Raw genomic sequence first — 18,936 nt, forward strand, 5'->3', positions numbered from 1 at the left:
TCCTCAACCCTGCAAGACGATCCCGGCGCCTCAGTGCAGCAGGACGATTTTGCCGCGGGCGTGCCGGGTTTCGCTCAGCTCGTGCGCGGCCGCAGCTTCCTCCAGCGGAAAGGCAGCGGCGACCGGCACGTGCAACCTTCCCTCGGCAGCCAGACCGACAGCCGTCTCGAGTCCATGGAAGGCCAGCGAGTCGGCGCCCGCACCGAGCGATGCTCCCGTCTCTTCAGCGGGGGCGCTGTGGGACATGTGTACGCCGTGGGCCGCCGCGTCGAAGTCGGCGATTGTCACGACCCGCGCCGCGTCCCCCGCGATGGCGATGAGATCGGGCAGCGAGCCGCCCGCGCAGTCGAAGACGGCATCCACACCGCCGGGCACCAATGCGCGGACCCGGTCGATGAGTCCTTCGCCGTAGCTGGCCGGCTCGGCGCCGAGTTCGCGCAAGAAGTCGTGGTTGCGTTCGCTCGCAGTACCGATCACCCTCGCGCCTCGGGCCGCCGCCAGCTGGATCGCGACGGTGCCGACGGCGCCGGCCGCGCCTTGGATGAGGACGGTTTGGCCTTCCTTGACGGCGAGTCGGTCGAGGACACGGGTGCTGGTCTCGACGCTGCCGGCGGCGCCACCTGCTTCCTCCCAGGTCCAGGTGGGTGGCTTCGGCGCCCAGCCGGTCAACACCGCGAAGTCGGCGTTGGCTGCGCGGGCGGTCGTGCTTGTCATGCCGAAGACCTCATCACCAACCCGTACGCCGGTAACGCCACCCCCAACCTGATCCACCACCCCGGCCGCGTCGAACCCGGTCCGGTACGGAAACGTCACCGGCACCAGCTCACGTAGCCGTCCCGAGCGGATGTAGGTCTCACCCGGCGAGATCCCGGACGCGCGGACGGCGATCCGGATCTCCCCCGGACCGGCTTGCGGCTCCTCCACCTCGGCGACGTGCAGGACGCTGGGCGGACCGTATTCGCTGAACTCGATTGCTCTCATGCGGCCGAACGTAACGGAGCACCCCGTCCGGTTGGCTAAAGTGAGAGCGGTGACGGCACAAGTGGGAACGAAGCTCCGTTCGGACGCCCGCGACAACCGCGATCGCATCCTGGTGGTGGCACGGGTGGCGTTCGCCGCCGACGGTCTCGACGTACCGATCCGGGAGATCGCCCGGCGGGCGGAGGTCGGAGTCGCGACCGTGTACCGGCACTTCGGGACCAAGGAAGAGTTGCTGACCGAGGCGTTCGCGCAGCAGGTGCAGATGTGCTCGGCGATTGCCGAGGAAGGGCTGGCGGCCGAGGATCCGTGGCAGGGCTTCAGCCATGTGATCGAGAAGGTCTTCGAGATGCATGCGCTCGATCGTGGGTTCGCGCGGGCTTTCACCTCGCAGCTTCCGCGGACCGAAGGCTTCGCCGCCGAACGCGATCGCTCGCTGAAGACGCTGCTCGAGCTGATCCGCCGGGCGAAGAAGGCCGGCAGTCTGCGCGAAGACCTTGTCCTGGAGGACGTCGCCCTCGCGTTGATGGCCAACGAAGGCATCCGCGCGGAGTCCCCGCAGTTGAGGGTGGCGGCGTCGCGGCGGTTCGCTGCTTTGATCCTGCAGTCCTTCCAGGCAAGCCCGACCGCGACGCCACTCCCTCCGGCAGTACGGCTGCCGCTCAGCCGGTGATGCTCGGGGCGCCGGTCTCCACGTGGCCGCTCAGCCGGCGACGGAAGGTGGCGTCTTCGGCGGTGGTGACTTCCAGGTCGTACCAGCCCCGGTCGGTCGGCCAGGTGAGTGACCGAGTCTGCTTGCCGCGGACGTCCTGGTTGATCGTCCGGCTGCCGTAGCCACGGGCCTTGAGCTTCACGGTGAGCGGCTTGGTGCCGGTGTTCTGCAACTCGACGTGCAGTTCGCCGCGGTACATGCTGATCCGTACGTCGAGGCCGGCCGCAGCCCCGTCGGAGGTACCGGCCAGCTCGGCCCAGAACCGGTTCGGGCCCTGCACGGCGAGTTCGTACGGACCGCTGACCGCGATGTCCTGCTCGAACTCACCCGCGACGTCGACATGCGCCGGCGCGGGCAGCTCGCCGCCGTACGGGTAGATCGCGAAGTGGGCGGCCTGGTCACCTTCGTTGCCCAGGGCCAGCTTCAACTTGCCCTTGGCAACGAAGCCGGAAGCCGCCGGCTGGTAAGGCAAGGCGCGAGCCGGCCGACGACCAGGCTCCTGCAGCGGCAACGCCTGGTTGACCGGAGGTGTCGGCTTCCAGCGCGAGATCGGCGCCGGTACCGGACCGGGCGCGTCGGTCGTCGGCTGCTTGTGCGAGCGCTTGAAGTCGAAGGCCGAGGTGAGATCGCCACACGCGGTCCGCCGCCACGAGCTGATGTTCGGCTCCTTGACGCCGGTCCACCTCTCGAGGAACTGGATCACCGACGTGTGGTCGGACACCTGCGAGTTCACGTGGCCGCCGACCGACCAGGGCGAGATGACCGTCATCGGGACGCGCGGTCCGAGGCCGATCGGGCGGCCGGCGTACCAGTCGTCGCCCTCACCCGACGCGGGCCGCGGCGCGACCGGCGGCGGGACGTGGTCGAAGTACCCGTCGTTCTCGTCGAAGTTGATCAGCAGCACGGTCTTGGACCAGGTCTCCGGGTCCGAAGCGATCGCATCGAGCAGGTCGTAGACGAGGTTCGCGCTACCGACCGGCGTCGACGATCCGGGGTGCTCGGAGTCGACCGCCGACGGGACCAGCCAGCTGACGGCGGGCAGCTTGCCGGCCTTGATGTCGGCGCGTACGCGCGGCACCAACGACTCGGGCTCACTGCGGTACATCGCCTTGTAGAACAGCTTCTGGTCAGCCGCGGGCTGCTTGGCCACCGCGTCCTTGAGCAACTGGAGCGCGGCGGCCTGCTCGGCCGGATTCTTCTCGAAGAGCTTGTCGTAGAACTCCTCGGTGGTGCGGTACCCCGGCACGTCGGCCAGGATCCGGTGGCCGAGTTCCTTGAACGTCTTGAAGTACTCGACCGCGTTGTCGGTGAAGTTGTCCCACTCCTGGTAGATCTGCCAGGAGACGCCGGCGGCTTCCAGGCGTTCCGGATACGCCGTCCAGTCATAGCCCTTGTGGTCGTAGGAGTACGCCGCGTTGGTGACCGCGCGTTGCGTCGTACCGGGCTCGAACCCGGTCGTACCGGACCAGAGGTAGTTGCGGTTCGGGTTGGTGGAGCCGTTCACCGAGCAGTGGTAGGCGTCGAGGATGGTGAAGGTCTCGGCCAGCTCGTACTGCAGCGGGATGTCGCGCCGGTCGTAGTGCGTCATCGTCGCGGCGGTCTTGGCCTGCACCCAGTCGTCGTTCCAGCCGTTGCCCCAGGCCTGGGTCGCGTCGGTGTAGCCGTGCGCGAGCGCGCCGAGGTACTGGATGTCGTCCGGGTTCCGGCCGGCGTCGGCGGCCGCCTTGCGGATCGAGAACGGCAGCACCTCGCCGCCACCGATGACCGGCTGGTGGAACACCGACTTGCCGTTGCGCAGCCGCAGGGGCAGGCGGTCGCCGTACCCGCGGACGCCGCGCAGCATGCCGAAGTAGTGGTCGAAGGAGCGGTTCTCCTGCATCAGCACGATCACGTGCTCGATGGCGTCGAGGCCACCGGGGCGGATGGGCTGCGCCATCGCCGCGTGCAGCGACGGCGGGAGCAGCGAGAGCGCTACCCCACCGGCCGCGGAGCCGAGAACAGTGCGGCGGGAAATCTCAGTCATGCCCCGGACAGTAGGTCAGGACCTAGCCGTCCGGGGATGCCCCGGAGTGTTCCTTCTTCAGAAGTTCACGCGCCCGTACGACGCTTGATCGCGGCGTCGCGCAGCCCCTCCAGCACCGTCTCGGTGGTCTCCCAGCTCATGCACGCGTCGGTGATCGACTGTCCGTACACGAGCGGCTTCGTCGGGTCGAGGTCTTGCCGTCCCTCGACCAGGAACGACTCCAGCATCACGCCGACGATCGCCTGGTTCCCGTCGGCGACCTGCCCGCCGATCTCGGCCGCGACGACCGGCTGCCGGTGGTGGTCCTTGCGGCTGTTGCCGTGGCTGGCGTCGACGACGACGCGCTCGGCCAGGCCGCCCTTGCGCAGCAGTTCGGTGGCGCCGGCGATCGAGTCGGCGTCGTAGTTCGGGCCGGCGTCGGAGCCGCGGAGGACGAGGTGGCAGTCGGGGTTGCCGCGGGTGTGCAGGATCGCGGGTGCGCCGTCGTGGTCGATGCCGGTGAAGACGTGCGGGACGGCGGCGGCCTTGATCGCGTCGACCGCGGTCGCGATGCTGCCGTCGGGGCGGTTCTTCATCCCGATCGGCATCGACAGGCCGGACGAGAGCTGGCGGTGCACCTGGCTCTCGACGGTCCGCGCGCCGATCGCGCCCCAGCCGACGGTGTCCGCGATGTACTGCGGGGTGATCGGGTCGAGGAACTCACAACCGACCGGCAGGCCCTTGGCCAGTACTTCGAGCAGCAACGCGCGGGCGGTCCGCAGACCGGTGTTCACGTCGCCGGAGCCGTCGAGGCCGGGGTCGTTGATCAGGCCCTTCCAGCCGAGGGTCGAGCGGGGCTTCTCGAAGTACACCCGCATCACCACGAGCAGGCCGTCGGAGAGTCGCTCGGCGATCGGGGCGAGGCGTTCGGCGTACTCGAGGGCGGCCTTCGCGTCGTGCACGGAACAGGGGCCGACGACAACGAGCAGGCGGTCGTCATCTCCGTTGAGGACGTCGGTGACCGCTTGGCGTCCGGCCACGACCGTCTCGGCCAGTTGTTGCGTCAGCGGCAACTCTTCGTGCAGGGCGAGCGGGGTGATCAACGGGACGGTCTTCTCGATCCGCCGGTCGACGACGGCGCCCTCGGAGATCGGTCTGGCCTGGGGCTGGGTGTTCATGGTGGGAACCTTTCCGCCGGTACTCCGCGGGTGGTCCCGAGGTCAGCGCCGGCTGGGAATGAGAAAAGGCAAGGACGAGTGTCCTTGCCTCGAGAGCCGGCTGCTGGTTCTTGATCAGGCGTCAGCGATCAGCTGAGCTGCCCGGCACCACAGCCGGCCACTCAAAAAATCGCCAATAGCAACGCTTCACGTCGATGACGATATCACCCACCGCAACCAGCCCGCCAAAATCCCCTCGCCCTGGACCGGCCGGCCATGGTTGCCTCTGGCCATGACCGACACCACCATCCGCCTGGCCCGGGCGGACGAACTACCGCTGCTGCGCTCGATCGAGAAGGCGGCCGGCGTCCTGTTCCGCGAGATCGGGATGGCCGACGTCGCCGATCATCCGCCACCGTCGCTCGAGGCCTTCGAGGCGTACCAGCGGGCCGGGCTGGCCTGGACGGCCGCGGATGCTTCTGACCTTGCGGTTGGCTTCGTGCTGGTGAAGCTCGTGGACGGGTGTGCGCATATCGAGCAGGTGAGCGTTCATCCGGCGCATGGGCGGCAGGGCATCGGGCGGGCGCTGATCGACGAGGTCGGGCGCTGGGCCGCCGAGCAGGGTTTGCCGGCGTTGACGCTGAGTACGTTCCGGAATGTGGCCTTCAACGGGCCGTACTACGCGCGGCTGGGATTTCGTGAGTTGGAAGTGCTCACGCCGGGGCTGGTGGAGATTCAGCGGCAGGAAGCCGCGATGGGGCTGGACCCGGCGGAACGGGTGTTCATGCGGCGGGAGTAACCGGGGGTGGGCGTGCGTCGTTGAGGGTCGCAACAGGTTGAGGCTTTCTGAGGGATTCTCAAAGGGGTGTGTCGGTGAGGCCGCGGACTTTCGAGTTGGTTCGTTATCGCGACCTCAGTGGGGTGTCGGGGACGGGCGTGGTCGCTGAGGGGTGTGTGTTCACCGATGGGTCGGTCGCGCTCCGTTGGCGGGGTACGAATCCGGCGACGGCCGTCTGGCCCGACCTGGAGTCGGTGCTGGCCGTGCACGGCCATCAGGGTGCGACAGAGGTCCGCTGGCTGGAAACTGAGGCCGAGGTCGAGCGGGCCGACGTCGAGTTGGAGCAATTGTTCGGGGGGCAGCACAACGTGCGGCCGCCGAGTTCACTGTCCGATCCTTCCGCGCTTCCGCCAAGCCGCGCCAGAGGCTGGGCGGGGGCCCGACATCTGAGGTAGAAGGTTCCCGTGACCCAGATCTACCTGGTCCGGCACGGTCAGCCGGACTATGCGCCGGTGGATAGCCGTGGCTGGCCCGGAATGGCCGCTGACGCCGCTCCACTGACCCCAGAGGGGGCCAAGCAGGCCGAGGCGGTCGCGGACCTCCTGAGTGGCATCGGTGCCACATACCTGGTCAGCTCGCCGTTCACCCGGGCGCTTCACAGTGCCGCGATCATCGGGCACCGGTTGGCTCTCGGCGTACGGGTCGACTACGACCTGCGCGACTGGCTGCCGGACAACACCGGCTCCTGGCGCGGGGTTGCCGACGTCCGGGCGGCTGAGGCCGAGCTGGACGAGTACGACGGCGAGTGGCCGGAGGGGATCCGCCGTTCTTGGGAGCCACTGTCCGTGGTGCGAGCCCGGGCTCGGGAGGCTCTGGCCCGGCATACGGCGAGCACGGACGGGCCGGTGCTGGCGATCACGCATGCCATGGTCATCCGGGCGCTGACCGGTGAGCGCGGCGTTGAGCACGGCGGGCACGTGTACTTCAGCTACGAGGGCTAGGGGCGCACTGCCGCTACCAGGGCCGCGACGGCCTCGGCCAGGGAGTTCACCCAGCCGTCCGGCTTCCCCAGCGTCTGCCAGCCGGGTCCACCGACCACCAGCTGGTACGACGGCCTGGTGCGCGCCAGGGTCCGCAGGGCGTCCCCGTCGGCCGTCTCGGGCGTACTCGACCAGATGAAGACGGCGGCCGGGCGGATCCGGCGTACGGCGTCCGAAAGCGAGCTGACCGGGGTCGCTGCGCCTAGGGTCCGCACCTTGATGCCACGCTCAGCCAGTGCAGCCGCCACCGCGAGGAGGGGTAGCGCATGGTCCTCCCGCTCGAGACACGCGAGTACTACGGCCCGCTCGCTCTCGTCCGGCTTGAGGCGCTCGACTGCCCGACGGGTGTGGTACCTGAGCCCACCGGCGACCGCATCCGACGCCAGGTGCTCGACCTCGACGCAGGCACCCGTGCGTTCCCACTGGTCGCCGACCTCGACCAGTAGCGGCATGAGCCGGCTGGTCCAGGCCTCGACCGCCCCGGACTTGTCCAGGCTGCGGGCGACCTCGTGGGTGAGCCGGTCGCTGTCCATGGCGTTCGCCAGCTCGAACAGGTCGGCCAACTTGCCCGGGCCGTCGGTGCGGGAGCGGGCTGAGCGGCGTACCGGCAGTGGCTTCGGCACTGCGTGTGACCGCCCGCGGGTGCCTGCGGCAACAGAAGTGGCGGATGTCACAGTGGGTGATTGAGCGAGGTAGATCCGGTCACGAACCGAGCCGGCCGCTTCGGCGGTCGGAACCCCCTGGTCGATCAGCCGGAGCATCGCCCGCAGCCGGGCCAGATCCTCGGGGCTGTAGCGCCGGTGACCGCCCGCTGACCTGGCACTTGGGCTCAATCCGTACCTGCGTTCCCAGCTCCGCAGCGTCGGCGCGGCGATCCCGAGCCGGCGCGCGGCGGCCCCGACGGTGAGGGTCTCGGAGCTGGTCGGCACGGCGTTCATGATGCCCGCTCGGTGCCCTGAATCGGCGGAAAACAGCGCTCGTCGATAACAACTCGACGGACTTTCGCGACAACAAGGGTTGAACTGCGCATGAGTTGAGCATAGTTTTCACCGAGCGCCCGTCCGCGCTCACGGTGAGTCATAGGAGGTTGCCATGTCGAGAGGGATGCCTCGCCTACCCCGCCCGCTCATGGATCTGTGGGACTGGCAGTCGCAGTCTGCGTGCCGCGACGTCAACCCGGAGCTGTTCTTCTCCCCCGAATCGGAGCGTGGCGTTCGCAAACGCGCTCGCGAGATGGTGGCCAAGTCGCTCTGCGGTACCTGCCCGGTCCAGCCCGAATGCCGTCAGCACGCCATCTCCGTCGGAGAGCCGTACGGCGTCTGGGGTGGAACCACGGAATCCGAACGGGACAACGTAGTACTCGCCGAACACAGGAAGTCCGCCTGACGGCCGCCGGGTGAACCACCCCGACCCACCCGGGTCCGGCCCTGCCGCCGGACCCGGCCCCCGATCCCCCAGCAGCCTCAACTGCTGAAGATCGGATTACACCTCACCCCAGGACCCCTTGCCTGGCAACGATTGCAGCCACGCCACCAGCCGACCAGCGACGCCTGCACCGCTGCGCCGAAGCCTGCGCCAGCTGCATCGCGGACCGCCACGCATACCCAAGTCCAGAGGCGAGCGCCGTTCCCACCGTGCCACGGACCCGAGCGCGGACTTATGCGTGCGCGGCCGTCCACCCCGCCCCCGTCGATGGCACCGCGAGCCGGGCGGCGGGCGAGATGGCGAAGTGGGTCAAGGGAGTTTGGGGGCTGCCCGGATGTGGGCTCGTTCGCCTTGTTTGCCGATCAGGCTCAGGTATTCGACCGGGCCGGCGCTCGTCGAGCCGAACCAGTGCGGGGTGCGGGTGTCGAACTCCGCGGCCTCGCCTGCCTGGAGGAGCATGTCGTGCTCGCCCAGGACGACGCGCAGGGTGCCGTTGAGGACGTACACCCAGTCGTAGCCTTCGTGCGTCCGGAGCTCAGGCTCGGCGTTGTCGTCGCCGGCCGGCCGGATGAACTTGTACGCCTGGATGCCGCCCGCTCGTCGGGTGAGCGGCAGGATGGTTGCCCCGTCGCCGGATGCGATCGGGCGGAGGTTGATCCGGGGATCGCCGGTCGGTGGCGCGTCGACCAGCTCGTCGAGGGTGGCGCCGTACGCGCTCGCCAGGGGTAGTAGCTGCTCGAGCGTCGGCCGCCGCAGGCCTGCTTCCAGCCGGGACAGCGTGCTGACGGAGATACCGGTGAGCTCCGAGAGGTCGGCGAGCGTGATGTCGCGCCGGAGCCGGAGCTGCTTCAGGCGGGGGCCGACTGCGTTGAGAGTGCGGTCGATCGGGTCGTCGCTCATCTCGTCAGTTTGCCATTCGGCAACAAGGTTTGCCATCGCTCATCCGTCGAGCCAGTCTCGGAAAGGCAGGCGACGACGCGAAGGAGCAGCCGATGACCTTCGGCAAGGACTACTGGAACCAGCACTGGCAACCCACCACCACCGGCATGGAGCGCAACCCACCGAACCCGTACCTGGTCAACGCAACCACCACCTTCACCCCCGGCACAGCGCTCGACGCCGGCTGCGGCGCAGGCGCCGAGGCGATCTGGCTCGCCTCCCAAGGCTGGCAGGTCACCGCGGCCGACATCTCCCGCACCGCTCTCGACAAGGCGATCAGCCGGGCGGCCGGACTCCCGATCAACTGGCTGGAAGCAGACCTCACCGTCTGGACTCCTGACACCCAGTACGACCTGGTGACCACCCACTACGCCCACCCGACAATCCCCCAGCTCGCCTTCTACCAACGCCTCTCCACCTGGGTAGCCCCCGGCGGCACTCTCCTCCTGGTCGGCCACGGTCACGCCCCCGACCCCAGCCATGGGCACACGCACGGCCACGGGCACGGGCGTGTTGAGCACTTCCCGGCCGAGGCATCGGTCAGCTTGGCGGACATCACGGCAGGGCTCGACGACGCGCAGTGGGAGATCCTCGCCGCCGGTGAACACACCCGGACGTTCCCCGGCCGTGAGGGCGGCCTCCGCGACGTCGTAGTACAGGCAACTCTCAAACCAAGGAAGTCATGAACGCCAACCAGGCGCTACCCGTCCACGCCCCCGACACCACCATCCACGACCCCCGCAAGCGCCGGGCAATCCTCATCGCCGTCTGTATCGCACTGATGGCGGTCATCGCCTCGGTCTCCGGGCTCAACGTCGCCCAACCCCAACTGGCCGTCGCCTTCGGCGCCTCGCAGAGCACCGTGCTCTGGATGATCAACCTCTACACGATCACCCTCGCCGCGCTCCTCCTCCCACTCGGCGCACTGGGCGACCGGCTGGGCCGCAAGCCGATGCTGCTCGCCGGCCTGATCGTGTTCGGCGTCGCGAGCATCGCCGCCGGCCTCGCCCCGTCGACCGAGGTCATGCTCGCCGCCCGCCTCCTCAGCGGTATCGGCGCGGCGATGATCATGCCCGTCACCCTCGCCGTCATCACCTCGACGTTCCCGGACGAGGAACGCTCCAAAGCGATCGGGGTCTGGACCGGAGTAGCCGGCGGCGGAGGCCTCCTAGGCATGTACCTGTCCGCAGTACTGGTCGACGTAGCAACCTGGCGCTGGCTCTTCGTACTCCCCGCCGCCCTCGTCGCCGCGGCCATCGCCATGACGCTCCGCTCCATCCCGAACTCGGTCGAGCAAGCGACCCACCGGTACGACGCAGCCGGCTCCCTCACCTCCGTGGTCGCCGTGATCGGCCTCATCTTCGTCCTCCACGAAGGTCCAGAGCGCGGCTGGACCGCCCCCAGCACCGTCGTCAGCCTCGCCATCGGCCTCATCGCCGCGATCGCCTTCGTCGCCTGGGAACTGCGCCGGCAGTCCCCACTCCTCGACCTTCGCCTGTTCCGCCAGCGCGGCCTGGCGAGCGGCTCCGTCTCGCTGCTCACCGTGTTCGGCGTACAGGCCGGGATCTTCGTCGTGCTCTTCCCGTACTTCCAAGCGGTACTCGGCTGGTCAGGCCTTCGCTCCACGCTGGCCATGATGCCGATGGCGCTCCTGATGATGGTCGCCTCCGGCCTGGCTCCACGCGTGGCCGCGCGCATCGGCGGCCGCTCGACGATGGCAGCCGGTATCGCCCTCGCCGGCGCCGGTCTCGCGCTGATGGCCGCCCTGGTCTCCGTCGACGGCGGCTACTTGTCTGTACTACCGGGCATGCTCGCGATGGGCCTCGGCATGGGTCTCACGATGACCCCCTCCACCGAAGCGATCACCAGCGCCCTGCCCCGCGAACGCCAAGGAGTCGCCTCCGCCCTCAACGACGTCACCCGAGAGTTCGGTACTGCGCTCGGCGTCGCCCTGCTCGGAGCAGTACTGTCCGCCGGCTACCGCACCGCCATCGACTCCCGCCTGGACGGCATCCCGGCCGGTGCTGCCAGCGCTGCTCGTGACGGCATCGCCAACGCGATCGCCGCAGCCAACGCGGGCGGTGCGACCAACGCGGGTGGTGTGGCGAATGGCGCCCGATCGGAGGCGTTGATCCGGGCGGCCCAGGAGTCCTTCGTCACCGGCTGGCAGCAGGCGATGTGGGTGGGCGCGGGCATCATGGCGGTGCTGTTCGTCTACGTCATCGCCCGCGGGCCTCAGCGCAGCGCGCCCGTAGTACAGAAGACCAGTTAAGACTTGCCGGTCTCGGGGTCTTCGTCTTCGGGGGTCTTGTCCTGCGGCTCCGGCTCAGGTGGCTTGATCGTGGTCCTCGGATCCCGGTAGCGGTCCAGGGACGCCAGGAAGTCCGGGTCGTCGTCGGGCGCCACCGGCCGGCCGGTGGGTCTCGCCTTCGGGACCGCGGCCCGCTCGCGGCGGACCGCCTCCGTGCGGGACATCAGGAGCCAGACGATCGGGCCGACGAACGGCACGAAGACGATCAGGACGATCCAGACCAGCTTGGGCAGGTAAGGGACGTCTTCGTCGCGTGTCTGGATGCAGGAGAAGAGCGCATACACGCTCAGCACCAGGCTGATCAGGAACGGCAGAAATCGGACCACGCTCCAACAGTACGGGCACCGGAGGATCGGTGCGGCCAGTCGACGCCGATCCTCCGGTTACGGGATGCGGTCAGTTGTGGGCGCCGGTCAGGCCGCGGGCGCGCAGGACGGAGTTCTCCAGCGGGCGGAAGACGAGCAGTTCGATCCCGACACCGACGATGAAGATCAAGAAGATGCCGGCGAAGACCATCGAGATGTCCGACAGGGACATTCCGTCGTGCAGGTACTGGCCCAGGCCTTTGCCGAGGTCTGGTGAGGTGGCGATCAGTTCGGCCGCCATCAGCGAGCGCCAGGAGAAGGCCCACCCCTGCTTGAGGCCGCCGAGGAAACCGGGCAGCGCGGCCGGCAGCAGGATGTAGCGGATGCCACCCCAGCGACCAGCGCCGAGCGCCTTGCCGACGCGCGGCAGGATCGGCGGTACCTGGTCGAGGCCGGACACCAAGCCATTGGCGATGGACGGGACAGCGCCGAGCAGCACGACCCAGTAGATCGCCCGGTCGTTCAGCCCGAACCAGAGAACCGCGGCCGGCACCCAAGCCACCGACGGCAGGCTCTGCAGCCCGGACACCAGCGGCCCGATCCCCCGGCGTACGACGCTGAAGTTCGCGATCGCCAGCCCGAGCGGCACCGCGATCAGCAGCGAGAACGCGAACCCGATCACCGCCCGGTGCACCGACACCCAGAACAACTCGATGATGTCGCCCGACGTCACCAGCTGCCAGACCTGCGACCACACGTCCGCCGGTGCGGGCAGCTTGTACTCCGGCCAGAAGGCGGCCGCCCACAACACCTGCCAGACGACCACGAACAGCACGATCGCCGCGACCGGCGGCCACACCTTCGACAGCGTCCGCCGCAGCAGACTCCCGTCCGGCGCGTTGACCGGTGTGTCGAGCGCGTCGAGGCCGGCCTCGACCGACCCCGGCTCCAACCGGTCCTGCACGTCAGGCTGCGGCATGACTGCTGATCACCTTTCGCAGAGCGCCGTTGATCTCGTCGACGGCCCCGGTCTCCCCCGGACCCGACAACCCGTCGACATCCCATTCCCGGACGACCCGTCCGGGCCGCGAGGACAGCAGTACGACGCGCTGTCCGAGCCGCACCGCCTCGCGTACGTCATGCGTGACGAACAGGATCGCCGTACCAGTCGCCTGCCAGATCCGCAGCAACTCCCCCTGCAGTACGTCGCGGGTGATCGCGTCCAGCGCCGAGAACGGCTCATCCATCAACAGCAACGAAGGCTTCGCCGAAGCCGCGCCGGTGTTGTCCGAGGTGGATGCCAATGCCCGAGCCAATGCGACCCGCTGCCGCATACCGCCCGACAGCTCGTGCGGACGCTTGTCACCCAGCCCACCGAGCCGTACCAGCTCCAGCAGCTCGGCAGCCTTCGCCCGACGCGCGGACTTCGACACGCCGGCCATCCGCAGCGGCAGCTCCACGTTGCCCGCCGCGGTCAGCCACGGCATCAGCGCCGCCTCCTGGAACACGACCGCCGGCCGCGACGAGCTCAGCTCGATCCGGCCGGTGGTCGGCTTGTCGAGCCCCGCGACGAGGTTCAGCAGGGTGGTCTTGCCGCAGCCGGACGCGCCGAGCAGGCAGACGAACTCACCGGCCCCGACCTCCAGGTCGACGCCCTCGAGCGCGACCACCGACTTGTGGCCCTGCCCGAACGCCTTGCCGACCTGGTGGAACCGCACCGGCCGTACTGCGCCGCTGGTGACCGTCCTGCTGGCTTCGACTGTCGCAGTCATCGTCTGCCTCCTCGTTGCGGAACTGTGGGCACTTCGGGGCGACACTTACTTCTTGTCGAGACCGGCGGGGTCGACGGTGGGCTTGCCGGCCTTGGTGAGTACGTCGTTCAGCGGGCCGAGGTCGGCGAAGCCGGAGACGTTCGGCGCCGTCTTGGCGATACCGGCCGTGACCTGGTCCTTGGCGAGCTGCGGGAACTGCGCGGCGATCGGGTCCACGGTGGCGGTGATGTTGCCGAACGCGCGGTCGATCACGGCCGGCTTGAGCGCCTTGCCGGTCAGGTCGAGCAGTTGCTTGTTGACCTCGGCCTTGGCCGCGGTCTTGTCCGAGTCGATGAAGTCGATCGAGGCGACCAGCCCGCCGAGCAGCTGCCGGACGGTCTCCGGGTGCTCCTGCAGGAACTGGGTACGGACGATCAGCACCGTGGTCGGGAACTTGCCGTCCGGCCACAGCGACGCCTCGTCGAGCAGCACCTTGGCGCCGGCGTCGAGGACGAGTCGCGACGACCAGGGCTCCGGCAGCCAGGCGGCGTCCACGTCGCCCTTCTTGAAGGCGTCCAGGGTGGCCGCGTTCTCCAGGTTGGTGACCTTGACCTTGCTGGTCAGGTCCTTCCCGGCCAGCCACTTCTTCAGCGACACGTCCTGGGTGTTGCCCAGCTGCGGGGTGACGATGGTCTTGCCGACCAGGTCCTCCGGCTTGCTGATCGTCGGCTTGACGACCAGCTGCGCGCCACCGGACGTCGTACCGGCGATCAGCCGGACGGCCTCGCCGTTCGACTTCGCGTAGGCGTTGATGGCCGGGCCGGAGCCGATGAACGACGCGTCCAGCGAGCCGCCGAGCAGCGCGCCGACCGCCTCCGGGCCGGCGTTGAACTTGGTCGGGACGAGCTTGGTGCTGCCGAGCTCCTTGGTGAACAGCCCCTTGCCGAGGCCGACCAGGGCAGCCGCGTGGGTGACGTTCGGGAAGTAGCCGAGCCGCAGCTCGGTCGCGGCGCCCTTGTCGGACGCGGCAGCCGGGGCCGCCTTGCCCTCGTCGGCGCGCGAGCAGCCGGCAACGGCGGCGATCAGGGAGAGGACGGCGGCCGAGGCGGCCAGAACACGGGCAGGACGGAAGCTCGTGATGCTCACAGGAGAAACCTTCGGGTGCGGGCGACCGGTTCGGGGTCGCGGGCGGGATGTTCAGAGCGGGCTGGACAGGAAGCAGCTGGCGTGACCGGATGCGGTCAGCCGTGCACTGAAGAGAGCGCCGAAGGTCAACAGGTTGCGGAGGCGACGCGGAGCAGGTCGACGTGCCGACGGCGCGTGAGCGCGTCGGCTGGCCGGTTGGCGGTGACCTGCATGCACACCATGAAACCGGACAAAGTCCATCAACGGGCTCTGGTTTCGCGATGTGAGACGACAAATCACGATCTGAGACATTTCAAGCGATTCATCTCCGGACCGATCAGCTCCGGCCGCTGCTCCGAAGTACTCCCGAAGCGTTCTGAACTTGTTCAGAACTTATGCATCGGGAAAGGCTTTCGTATGAGCGGCGACCGTCCGACCGCCGCGGTGCTGGGCTCGGGAGTCTCCGGGCTGACCGCGGCCCACCTGCTGAGCAGGACCCATGACGTGACCGTCTTCGAGGCCGGCGACCGGCCCGGCGGCCACGCGCACACGCACGACGTGGTGGATTCCGCCGGCAACCTGTTGCAGGTCGACACCGGCTTCATCGTGCACAACGAGCGCACCTACCCGAACCTGCTCCGCCTCTTCGCCGAGCTCGGCATCAGGACCCAGCCGACCGAGATGAGCATGAGCGTGCACTGCGACGGCTGCGGCCTCGAGTACGCCGGCGGTCGCGGCGCCCGTGCCCTGTTCAGCCAGGCCAGGCGCGCGGCCGACCCGCGTTTCCTGCGGATGCTGACCGAGGTACCGCGCTTCCATCGCGAGGCGAAGGCGGTCATCCAGGCCGGTGACGACGGGCTGACCTGGGGCGAGTTCCTCCACACGCATCGCTTCTCGCCCTACTTCAGGAAGCACTTCGCCGTACCGCTGGTGTCCTGCGTCTGGTCGTCCGGCTCGGCCGACGCCGAGCGGTACCCCGCGCACTACCTGTTCCGCTTCCTCGACCACCACGGCATGCTCGCGGTCAGCGGCTCGCCCAAGTGGCGCACGGTCACCGGCGGCTCCCGCACCTACGTCGACGCAGTCGTCAGCAGACTCCAAGCAGTCCGTACGTCGACGCCGGTCCGGGCCGTACTACGCCACGACGACGCCGTCGAGGTGGTCACCGACCGGTCCGAGGAGTTCGACCACGTCGTCGTCGCGACGCATGCGGACACAGCACTCGACCTGCTCGGCGACGCAACCCCCGAGGAGAAGGCGCTGCTCGGCGCCTTCGACTACTCCGTCAACCCAACCTGGCTGCACACCGACACGGCAGTACTGCCACACGCGACGAATGCGCGCTCCTCCTGGAACTACCGCATGCGCAGCTGCGAGACGGCCGAGCCACAGGTACTGGTCAGCTACTGGATGAACCGCCTGCAGGACCTGCGGAGCCCCGACGAGCACCTGGTCACGCTGAACCCGCAGGGCTGGGTAGACCCCACCAAGGTGATCGCCCAGATGACCTACGCCCACCCCATCTTCACTCCCGAGTCAGTAGCCGCAGCACCCGCACTACGCGCCGCCGGCGGCCCCCGACTCGCCTTCGCCGGAGCACACCTCGGCTGGGGCTTCCACGAAGACGGGTGCCGCTCCGGAGTAGAAGCAGCCGAACGCCTAGGCGCTACATGGTGAGTAGTCCGCAGTTGCCCGCAATTGTCTCTGGACATGTGAGTCACTCACGCCGCGTGCCCCTGCGTCATCGCTTCCGCTATCGGACGTACCAATGGCTGGTAGATGTCGACCGGCTCCCCCGCCGGCGCTTCTCGGCCAAGGACCACCTCGGCTTGGGGCCATCTCTGCGGGACAACGTCGCTACCTTCACCGCAGCACAGGGCGTCCAGCTGCGGCCGGACGACCGGGTGCTGATGCTGGCCAACGCCCGGAGCCCGTTCGGCTTCGTCTTCGACCCACTGAGTGTCTTCTGGTGTCTCAGCTCGACCGGAGAGCTGCGCTGCGTAGTGCTGGAGATCCACAACACCTACGGCGAGCGCCACGCCCAGCTGGCACGCCCGGACGCCGCAGGCCGCTTCACCCTCCCCAAGCAGTTCTACGTCTCCCCCTTCTTCACAGTCGACGGCCGGTACGACGTAACGCTCCGCCTGGACGCTGACCACGTCTCCGTAGCCATCGACCTCGTCCAGCACGAGTGTCGCGTCTTCTCGGCCGCCTTCACCGGCCAGCCCCGGCCCGCTACCCGCCGAGCCGTGCTGAAAGCGGCCTTGCTCACACCGTTCGTCACCTATCAGGTGTGGGCGCTGATCCGAATGCATGGTGTCGCGCTCTGGCTCCGCCGCTTGCCAGTAATCCACCGCGACCCCCACATCCCACCGGAGGGAGTCCGATGAGTTCCCTACCCCTCGTCGACGCCGAACGCTGGCCCCGCGTCGCCCGTACCCCACGCAGCCCGATCCGAGCTGCCGCTGCCCGGCTGATCCTGCGGAGAGCGGTCCGCGACCTCCCGCTGGTCGTCCTGCTCCCCAAGAGCGGTCGGCCCGGAGCCCGCGGGGCGGCCGGCGGGCCAGAGCGGCTCGGAGCCGGGGGCGCCGGTGCTCCGGTCATGGAGATCGTGTCGGACGCCTTTTTCCATCGGATCGGGGCTGACCTCAAGATCGGTTTCGGCGAGGCCTACATGGCGGGTGACTGGCGGCCCGCCGACGGCACCGACCTGGCCGACTTGCTGACGGTCTTCGCCAACCACCTCACCGACCTCGTCCCGCCGACCCTGCAACGCTTCCGCAGACTGATCGAGCAGCGGATGCCGTCAACGGAGCTCAACGACCGGGCCGGCGCGAAACAGAACATCGCCCGCCACTACGACCTGTCCAACGACCTCTTCGCGACGTTCCTCGACGAGACGATGAGCTACTCCTCGGCCTGGTTCGAGACCCACGACGAAGACCTCGAGACGGCGCAACGCCGCAAGATCGACGGCATCCTCGACTACGCCGAGGTCAGCGAAGGAACCCGGGTACTGGAGATCGGTACCGGCTGGGGTCAACTCGCCATCCAGGCCGCCGAACGCGGCGCCTCCGTCACCTCGGTCACCCTGTCCGCCGAGCAACGAGACCTCGCCCGCAAACGGATCGCCGAGGCCGGCGTCAACGCAGAGGTCGAGCTGCGCGACTACCGGGACGTGCGCGGCCAGTACGACGCGATCGTCAGCGTCGAGATGATCGAAGCCGTCGGAGCGCAGTACTGGCCGACTTACTTCGCGACGATCGACCGGCTCCTGGCTCCCGGCGGACGGTTCGCGCTGCAGTCGATCACCATGCCGCACGACCGGCTGCTCGCCACCAGGCACGCCCAGGGCTGGATCCATCAGTACATCTTCCCTGGCGGCCTGATCCCCTCGTTGACCGCGATCGAGCAGATCGCGGAGACAGCCGGCGGGCTCGAGATCGCACATCGCCGCGACCTCGGGCCCGCTTACGCCCACACCCTCCGGCTGTGGCGGGACCGTTTCACCGCGCACGCCGCCGAAGTCGCGAACCTGGGCTTCGACGCCGTCTTCCGGCGGATGTGGGAGTTCTACCTCGCGTACTCCGAGGCCGGTTTCCGCGCGGGGTACCTGGATGTTTCCCAACTCGCATTGGTGAGGAAGTAGCTATGGATCTCACTGGCCGCAGGGTCTGGGTCGTCGGCGCCTCGTCTGGCATCGGCGCGGCGCTGGCCCGCGAGCTGTGCCTCAGGGGTGCACAGGTCGCGGTGTCCGCGCGCCGGGCGGACGCGTTGAAGGAGGTCGCCGGCGAATGGATGACGGCGGTGCCGTGCGACATCACCGACGCCGACGAGGTCCGGCAGGCGGCCGGCGTGGTCGCGGCCGAGCTCGGCGGGATCGACATCGCCGTCCTCAGCGCCGGCTACTGGAAACAGATGGGCGACGAGTTCGACGTCGAGTCGTTCGACCAGCACCTGGCGGTGAATCTCAGCGGGATGGCGAACTGCCTCGGCGAGCTGATCCCCCGGATGAAGAAGCAGCGGGCCGGCATGATCGTCGGTATCTCCTCGGTCGCCGGGTATCGAGGACTGCCCGGCTCGGAGGCGTACGGCGCGACGAAGGCCGCGCAGATCAATCTCCTCGAAGCGCTGCGAGTACGGCTCCGCCCGGACGGCATCGACGTACTCACCGTCTGTCCCGGTTTCGTCGAGACCGAGATGACCTCGGACAACACCTTCCCGATGCCGTTCATCGTCTCCGCCGAACAGGCCGGACGGGCGATCGCGGACGGGATCGAGCGGCAGTCCGCCCGGATCGTCTTCCCGTGGCAGATGTCACTCCTGATGCGTATTTCCCGCCTTGTTCCCGATCGCCTGTGGGCGCTCGCTCTCACGCCTCGGTCCTGATCTGTCCAGATCAGGACATGGCTG

The 18,936-nt window shown here is 68.7% G+C and carries 21 protein-coding genes; 11 read left to right on the forward strand and 10 right to left on the reverse strand.

Features of this window, described 5'->3' with window-relative positions:
• Nucleotides 1-30: 30 nt before the first annotated feature.
• Nucleotides 31-981, reverse strand: a complete 951-nt coding sequence (locus ABD116_RS36140) for an NADP-dependent oxidoreductase (RefSeq protein WP_343981258.1) — start codon at nucleotides 979-981, stop codon at nucleotides 31-33.
• A 49-nt stretch (nucleotides 982-1,030) separates the two neighbouring features.
• Here ABD116_RS36140 and ABD116_RS36145 point away from each other — a divergent pair, with 49 nt between their 5' ends.
• Nucleotides 1,031-1,651, forward strand: coding sequence for a TetR/AcrR family transcriptional regulator (locus ABD116_RS36145; protein WP_343981261.1), 621 nt, complete (start codon nucleotides 1,031-1,033; stop codon nucleotides 1,649-1,651).
• Here ABD116_RS36145 and ABD116_RS36150 read toward each other — a convergent pair.
• Nucleotides 1,641-3,713 (reverse strand): phosphocholine-specific phospholipase C, encoded by a 2,073-nt coding sequence (locus ABD116_RS36150; RefSeq protein ID WP_343981263.1) that lies wholly within the window; start codon nucleotides 3,711-3,713, stop codon nucleotides 1,641-1,643. The genes ABD116_RS36145 and ABD116_RS36150 overlap by 11 nt on opposite strands.
• Nucleotides 3,714-3,778: 65 nt before the next feature.
• Entirely contained in the window at nucleotides 3,779-4,870 is a 1,092-nt protein-coding gene (locus tag ABD116_RS36155; protein WP_343981266.1) for a 3-deoxy-7-phosphoheptulonate synthase, read from the reverse strand.
• Nucleotides 4,871-5,141: 271 nt separating this feature from the next.
• Here ABD116_RS36155 and ABD116_RS36160 point away from each other — a divergent pair, with 271 nt between their 5' ends.
• The 3 genes from ABD116_RS36160 (at nucleotide 5,142) to ABD116_RS36170 (ending at nucleotide 6,628) form a co-directional block, all read left to right on the forward strand.
• Nucleotides 5,142-5,648 (forward strand): GNAT family N-acetyltransferase, encoded by a 507-nt coding sequence (locus ABD116_RS36160; RefSeq protein ID WP_343981269.1) that lies wholly within the window; start codon nucleotides 5,142-5,144, stop codon nucleotides 5,646-5,648.
• A 74-nt stretch (nucleotides 5,649-5,722) separates the two neighbouring features.
• Nucleotides 5,723-6,082, forward strand: a complete 360-nt coding sequence (locus ABD116_RS36165) for a hypothetical protein (RefSeq protein WP_343981271.1) — start codon at nucleotides 5,723-5,725, stop codon at nucleotides 6,080-6,082.
• A 9-nt stretch (nucleotides 6,083-6,091) separates the two neighbouring features.
• Entirely contained in the window at nucleotides 6,092-6,628 is a 537-nt protein-coding gene (locus tag ABD116_RS36170) for a histidine phosphatase family protein (protein WP_343981273.1), read from the forward strand.
• Here the strand turns inward: ABD116_RS36170 and ABD116_RS36175 are convergent.
• On the reverse strand, nucleotides 6,625-7,596 hold the full coding sequence (locus tag ABD116_RS36175) for a MerR family transcriptional regulator (protein ID WP_343981275.1): 972 nt from the start codon (nucleotides 7,594-7,596) through the stop codon (nucleotides 6,625-6,627). The two genes, ABD116_RS36170 and ABD116_RS36175, sit on opposite strands and share 4 nt — an antisense overlap.
• Nucleotides 7,597-7,759: 163 nt before the next feature.
• On the opposite strand from ABD116_RS36175, the gene ABD116_RS36180 reads away from it, so the two are divergent.
• Nucleotides 7,760-8,053, forward strand: a complete 294-nt coding sequence (locus ABD116_RS36180; protein WP_343981278.1) for a WhiB family transcriptional regulator — start codon at nucleotides 7,760-7,762, stop codon at nucleotides 8,051-8,053.
• 348 nt (nucleotides 8,054-8,401) lie between these two features.
• On the opposite strand, the gene ABD116_RS36185 is transcribed toward ABD116_RS36180, so the two are convergent.
• The gene (locus tag ABD116_RS36185) at nucleotides 8,402-8,992 is read right to left on the reverse strand and encodes a helix-turn-helix domain-containing protein (RefSeq protein ID WP_343981281.1); all 591 of its coding nucleotides are present in this window, start codon (nucleotides 8,990-8,992) and stop codon (nucleotides 8,402-8,404) included.
• 92 nt (nucleotides 8,993-9,084) lie between these two features.
• Between ABD116_RS36185 and ABD116_RS36190 the strand changes: the two genes are divergently transcribed.
• Nucleotides 9,085-9,717, forward strand: a complete 633-nt coding sequence (locus ABD116_RS36190; RefSeq protein ID WP_343981284.1) for a class I SAM-dependent methyltransferase — start codon at nucleotides 9,085-9,087, stop codon at nucleotides 9,715-9,717.
• Nucleotides 9,714-11,303 (forward strand): MFS transporter, encoded by a 1,590-nt coding sequence (locus ABD116_RS36195; protein WP_343981287.1) that lies wholly within the window; start codon nucleotides 9,714-9,716, stop codon nucleotides 11,301-11,303. The genes ABD116_RS36190 and ABD116_RS36195 overlap by 4 nt, the downstream gene beginning before the upstream one ends.
• On the opposite strand, the gene ABD116_RS36200 is transcribed toward ABD116_RS36195, so the two are convergent.
• The 5 genes from ABD116_RS36200 to ABD116_RS41875 all read right to left on the reverse strand — a co-directional run bounded on the left by ABD116_RS36200 (nucleotide 11,300) and on the right by ABD116_RS41875 (nucleotide 14,765).
• On the reverse strand, nucleotides 11,300-11,668 hold the full coding sequence (locus ABD116_RS36200; RefSeq protein ID WP_343981290.1) for a PLD nuclease N-terminal domain-containing protein: 369 nt from the start codon (nucleotides 11,666-11,668) through the stop codon (nucleotides 11,300-11,302). The genes ABD116_RS36195 and ABD116_RS36200 overlap by 4 nt on opposite strands.
• Nucleotides 11,669-11,738: 70 nt before the next feature.
• A complete protein-coding gene (locus ABD116_RS36205) occupies nucleotides 11,739-12,626 on the reverse strand; it encodes an ABC transporter permease (protein WP_343981293.1) in 888 nt (295 codons plus the stop codon).
• Nucleotides 12,613-13,419 carry an ABC transporter ATP-binding protein gene (locus tag ABD116_RS36210; protein ID WP_343981296.1) on the reverse strand — a complete coding sequence of 269 codons (807 nt, stop codon included), beginning with the start codon at nucleotides 13,417-13,419 and terminating at the stop codon, nucleotides 12,613-12,615. Before ABD116_RS36210 ends, ABD116_RS36205 begins: the two co-directional genes overlap by 14 nt.
• 45 nt (nucleotides 13,420-13,464) lie before the next feature.
• Nucleotides 13,465-14,544 carry an ABC transporter substrate-binding protein gene (locus ABD116_RS36215; RefSeq protein ID WP_343981300.1) on the reverse strand — a complete coding sequence of 360 codons (1,080 nt, stop codon included), beginning with the start codon at nucleotides 14,542-14,544 and terminating at the stop codon, nucleotides 13,465-13,467.
• Nucleotides 14,545-14,669: 125 nt separating this feature from the next.
• Nucleotides 14,670-14,765, reverse strand: a complete 96-nt coding sequence (locus ABD116_RS41875; RefSeq protein WP_363704822.1) for a putative leader peptide — start codon at nucleotides 14,763-14,765, stop codon at nucleotides 14,670-14,672.
• Between the two features lie 175 nt (nucleotides 14,766-14,940).
• Between ABD116_RS41875 and ABD116_RS36220 the strand changes: the two genes are divergently transcribed.
• Genes ABD116_RS36220 through ABD116_RS36235 form a run of 4 tightly spaced genes read left to right on the forward strand, consistent with a single transcriptional unit; the run spans nucleotide 14,941 to nucleotide 18,912 of the window.
• Nucleotides 14,941-16,200 carry an NAD(P)/FAD-dependent oxidoreductase gene (locus tag ABD116_RS36220; protein WP_343981303.1) on the forward strand — a complete coding sequence of 420 codons (1,260 nt, stop codon included), beginning with the start codon at nucleotides 14,941-14,943 and terminating at the stop codon, nucleotides 16,198-16,200.
• Between the two features lie 53 nt (nucleotides 16,201-16,253).
• Entirely contained in the window at nucleotides 16,254-16,913 is a 660-nt protein-coding gene (locus tag ABD116_RS36225) for a DUF1365 domain-containing protein (RefSeq protein WP_343981306.1), read from the forward strand.
• On the forward strand, nucleotides 16,910-18,172 hold the full coding sequence (locus ABD116_RS36230) for a class I SAM-dependent methyltransferase (RefSeq protein ID WP_343981309.1): 1,263 nt from the start codon (nucleotides 16,910-16,912) through the stop codon (nucleotides 18,170-18,172). Before ABD116_RS36225 ends, ABD116_RS36230 begins: the two co-directional genes overlap by 4 nt.
• 2 nt (nucleotides 18,173-18,174) lie before the next feature.
• Nucleotides 18,175-18,912, forward strand: a complete 738-nt coding sequence (locus tag ABD116_RS36235; RefSeq protein WP_343981312.1) for an SDR family NAD(P)-dependent oxidoreductase — start codon at nucleotides 18,175-18,177, stop codon at nucleotides 18,910-18,912.
• Nucleotides 18,913-18,936 lie beyond the last annotated feature (24 nt).

The sequence above is a fragment of the Kribbella koreensis genome (assembly GCF_039525325.1).
GTDB lineage: Bacteria > Actinomycetota > Actinomycetes > Propionibacteriales > Kribbellaceae > Kribbella > Kribbella koreensis.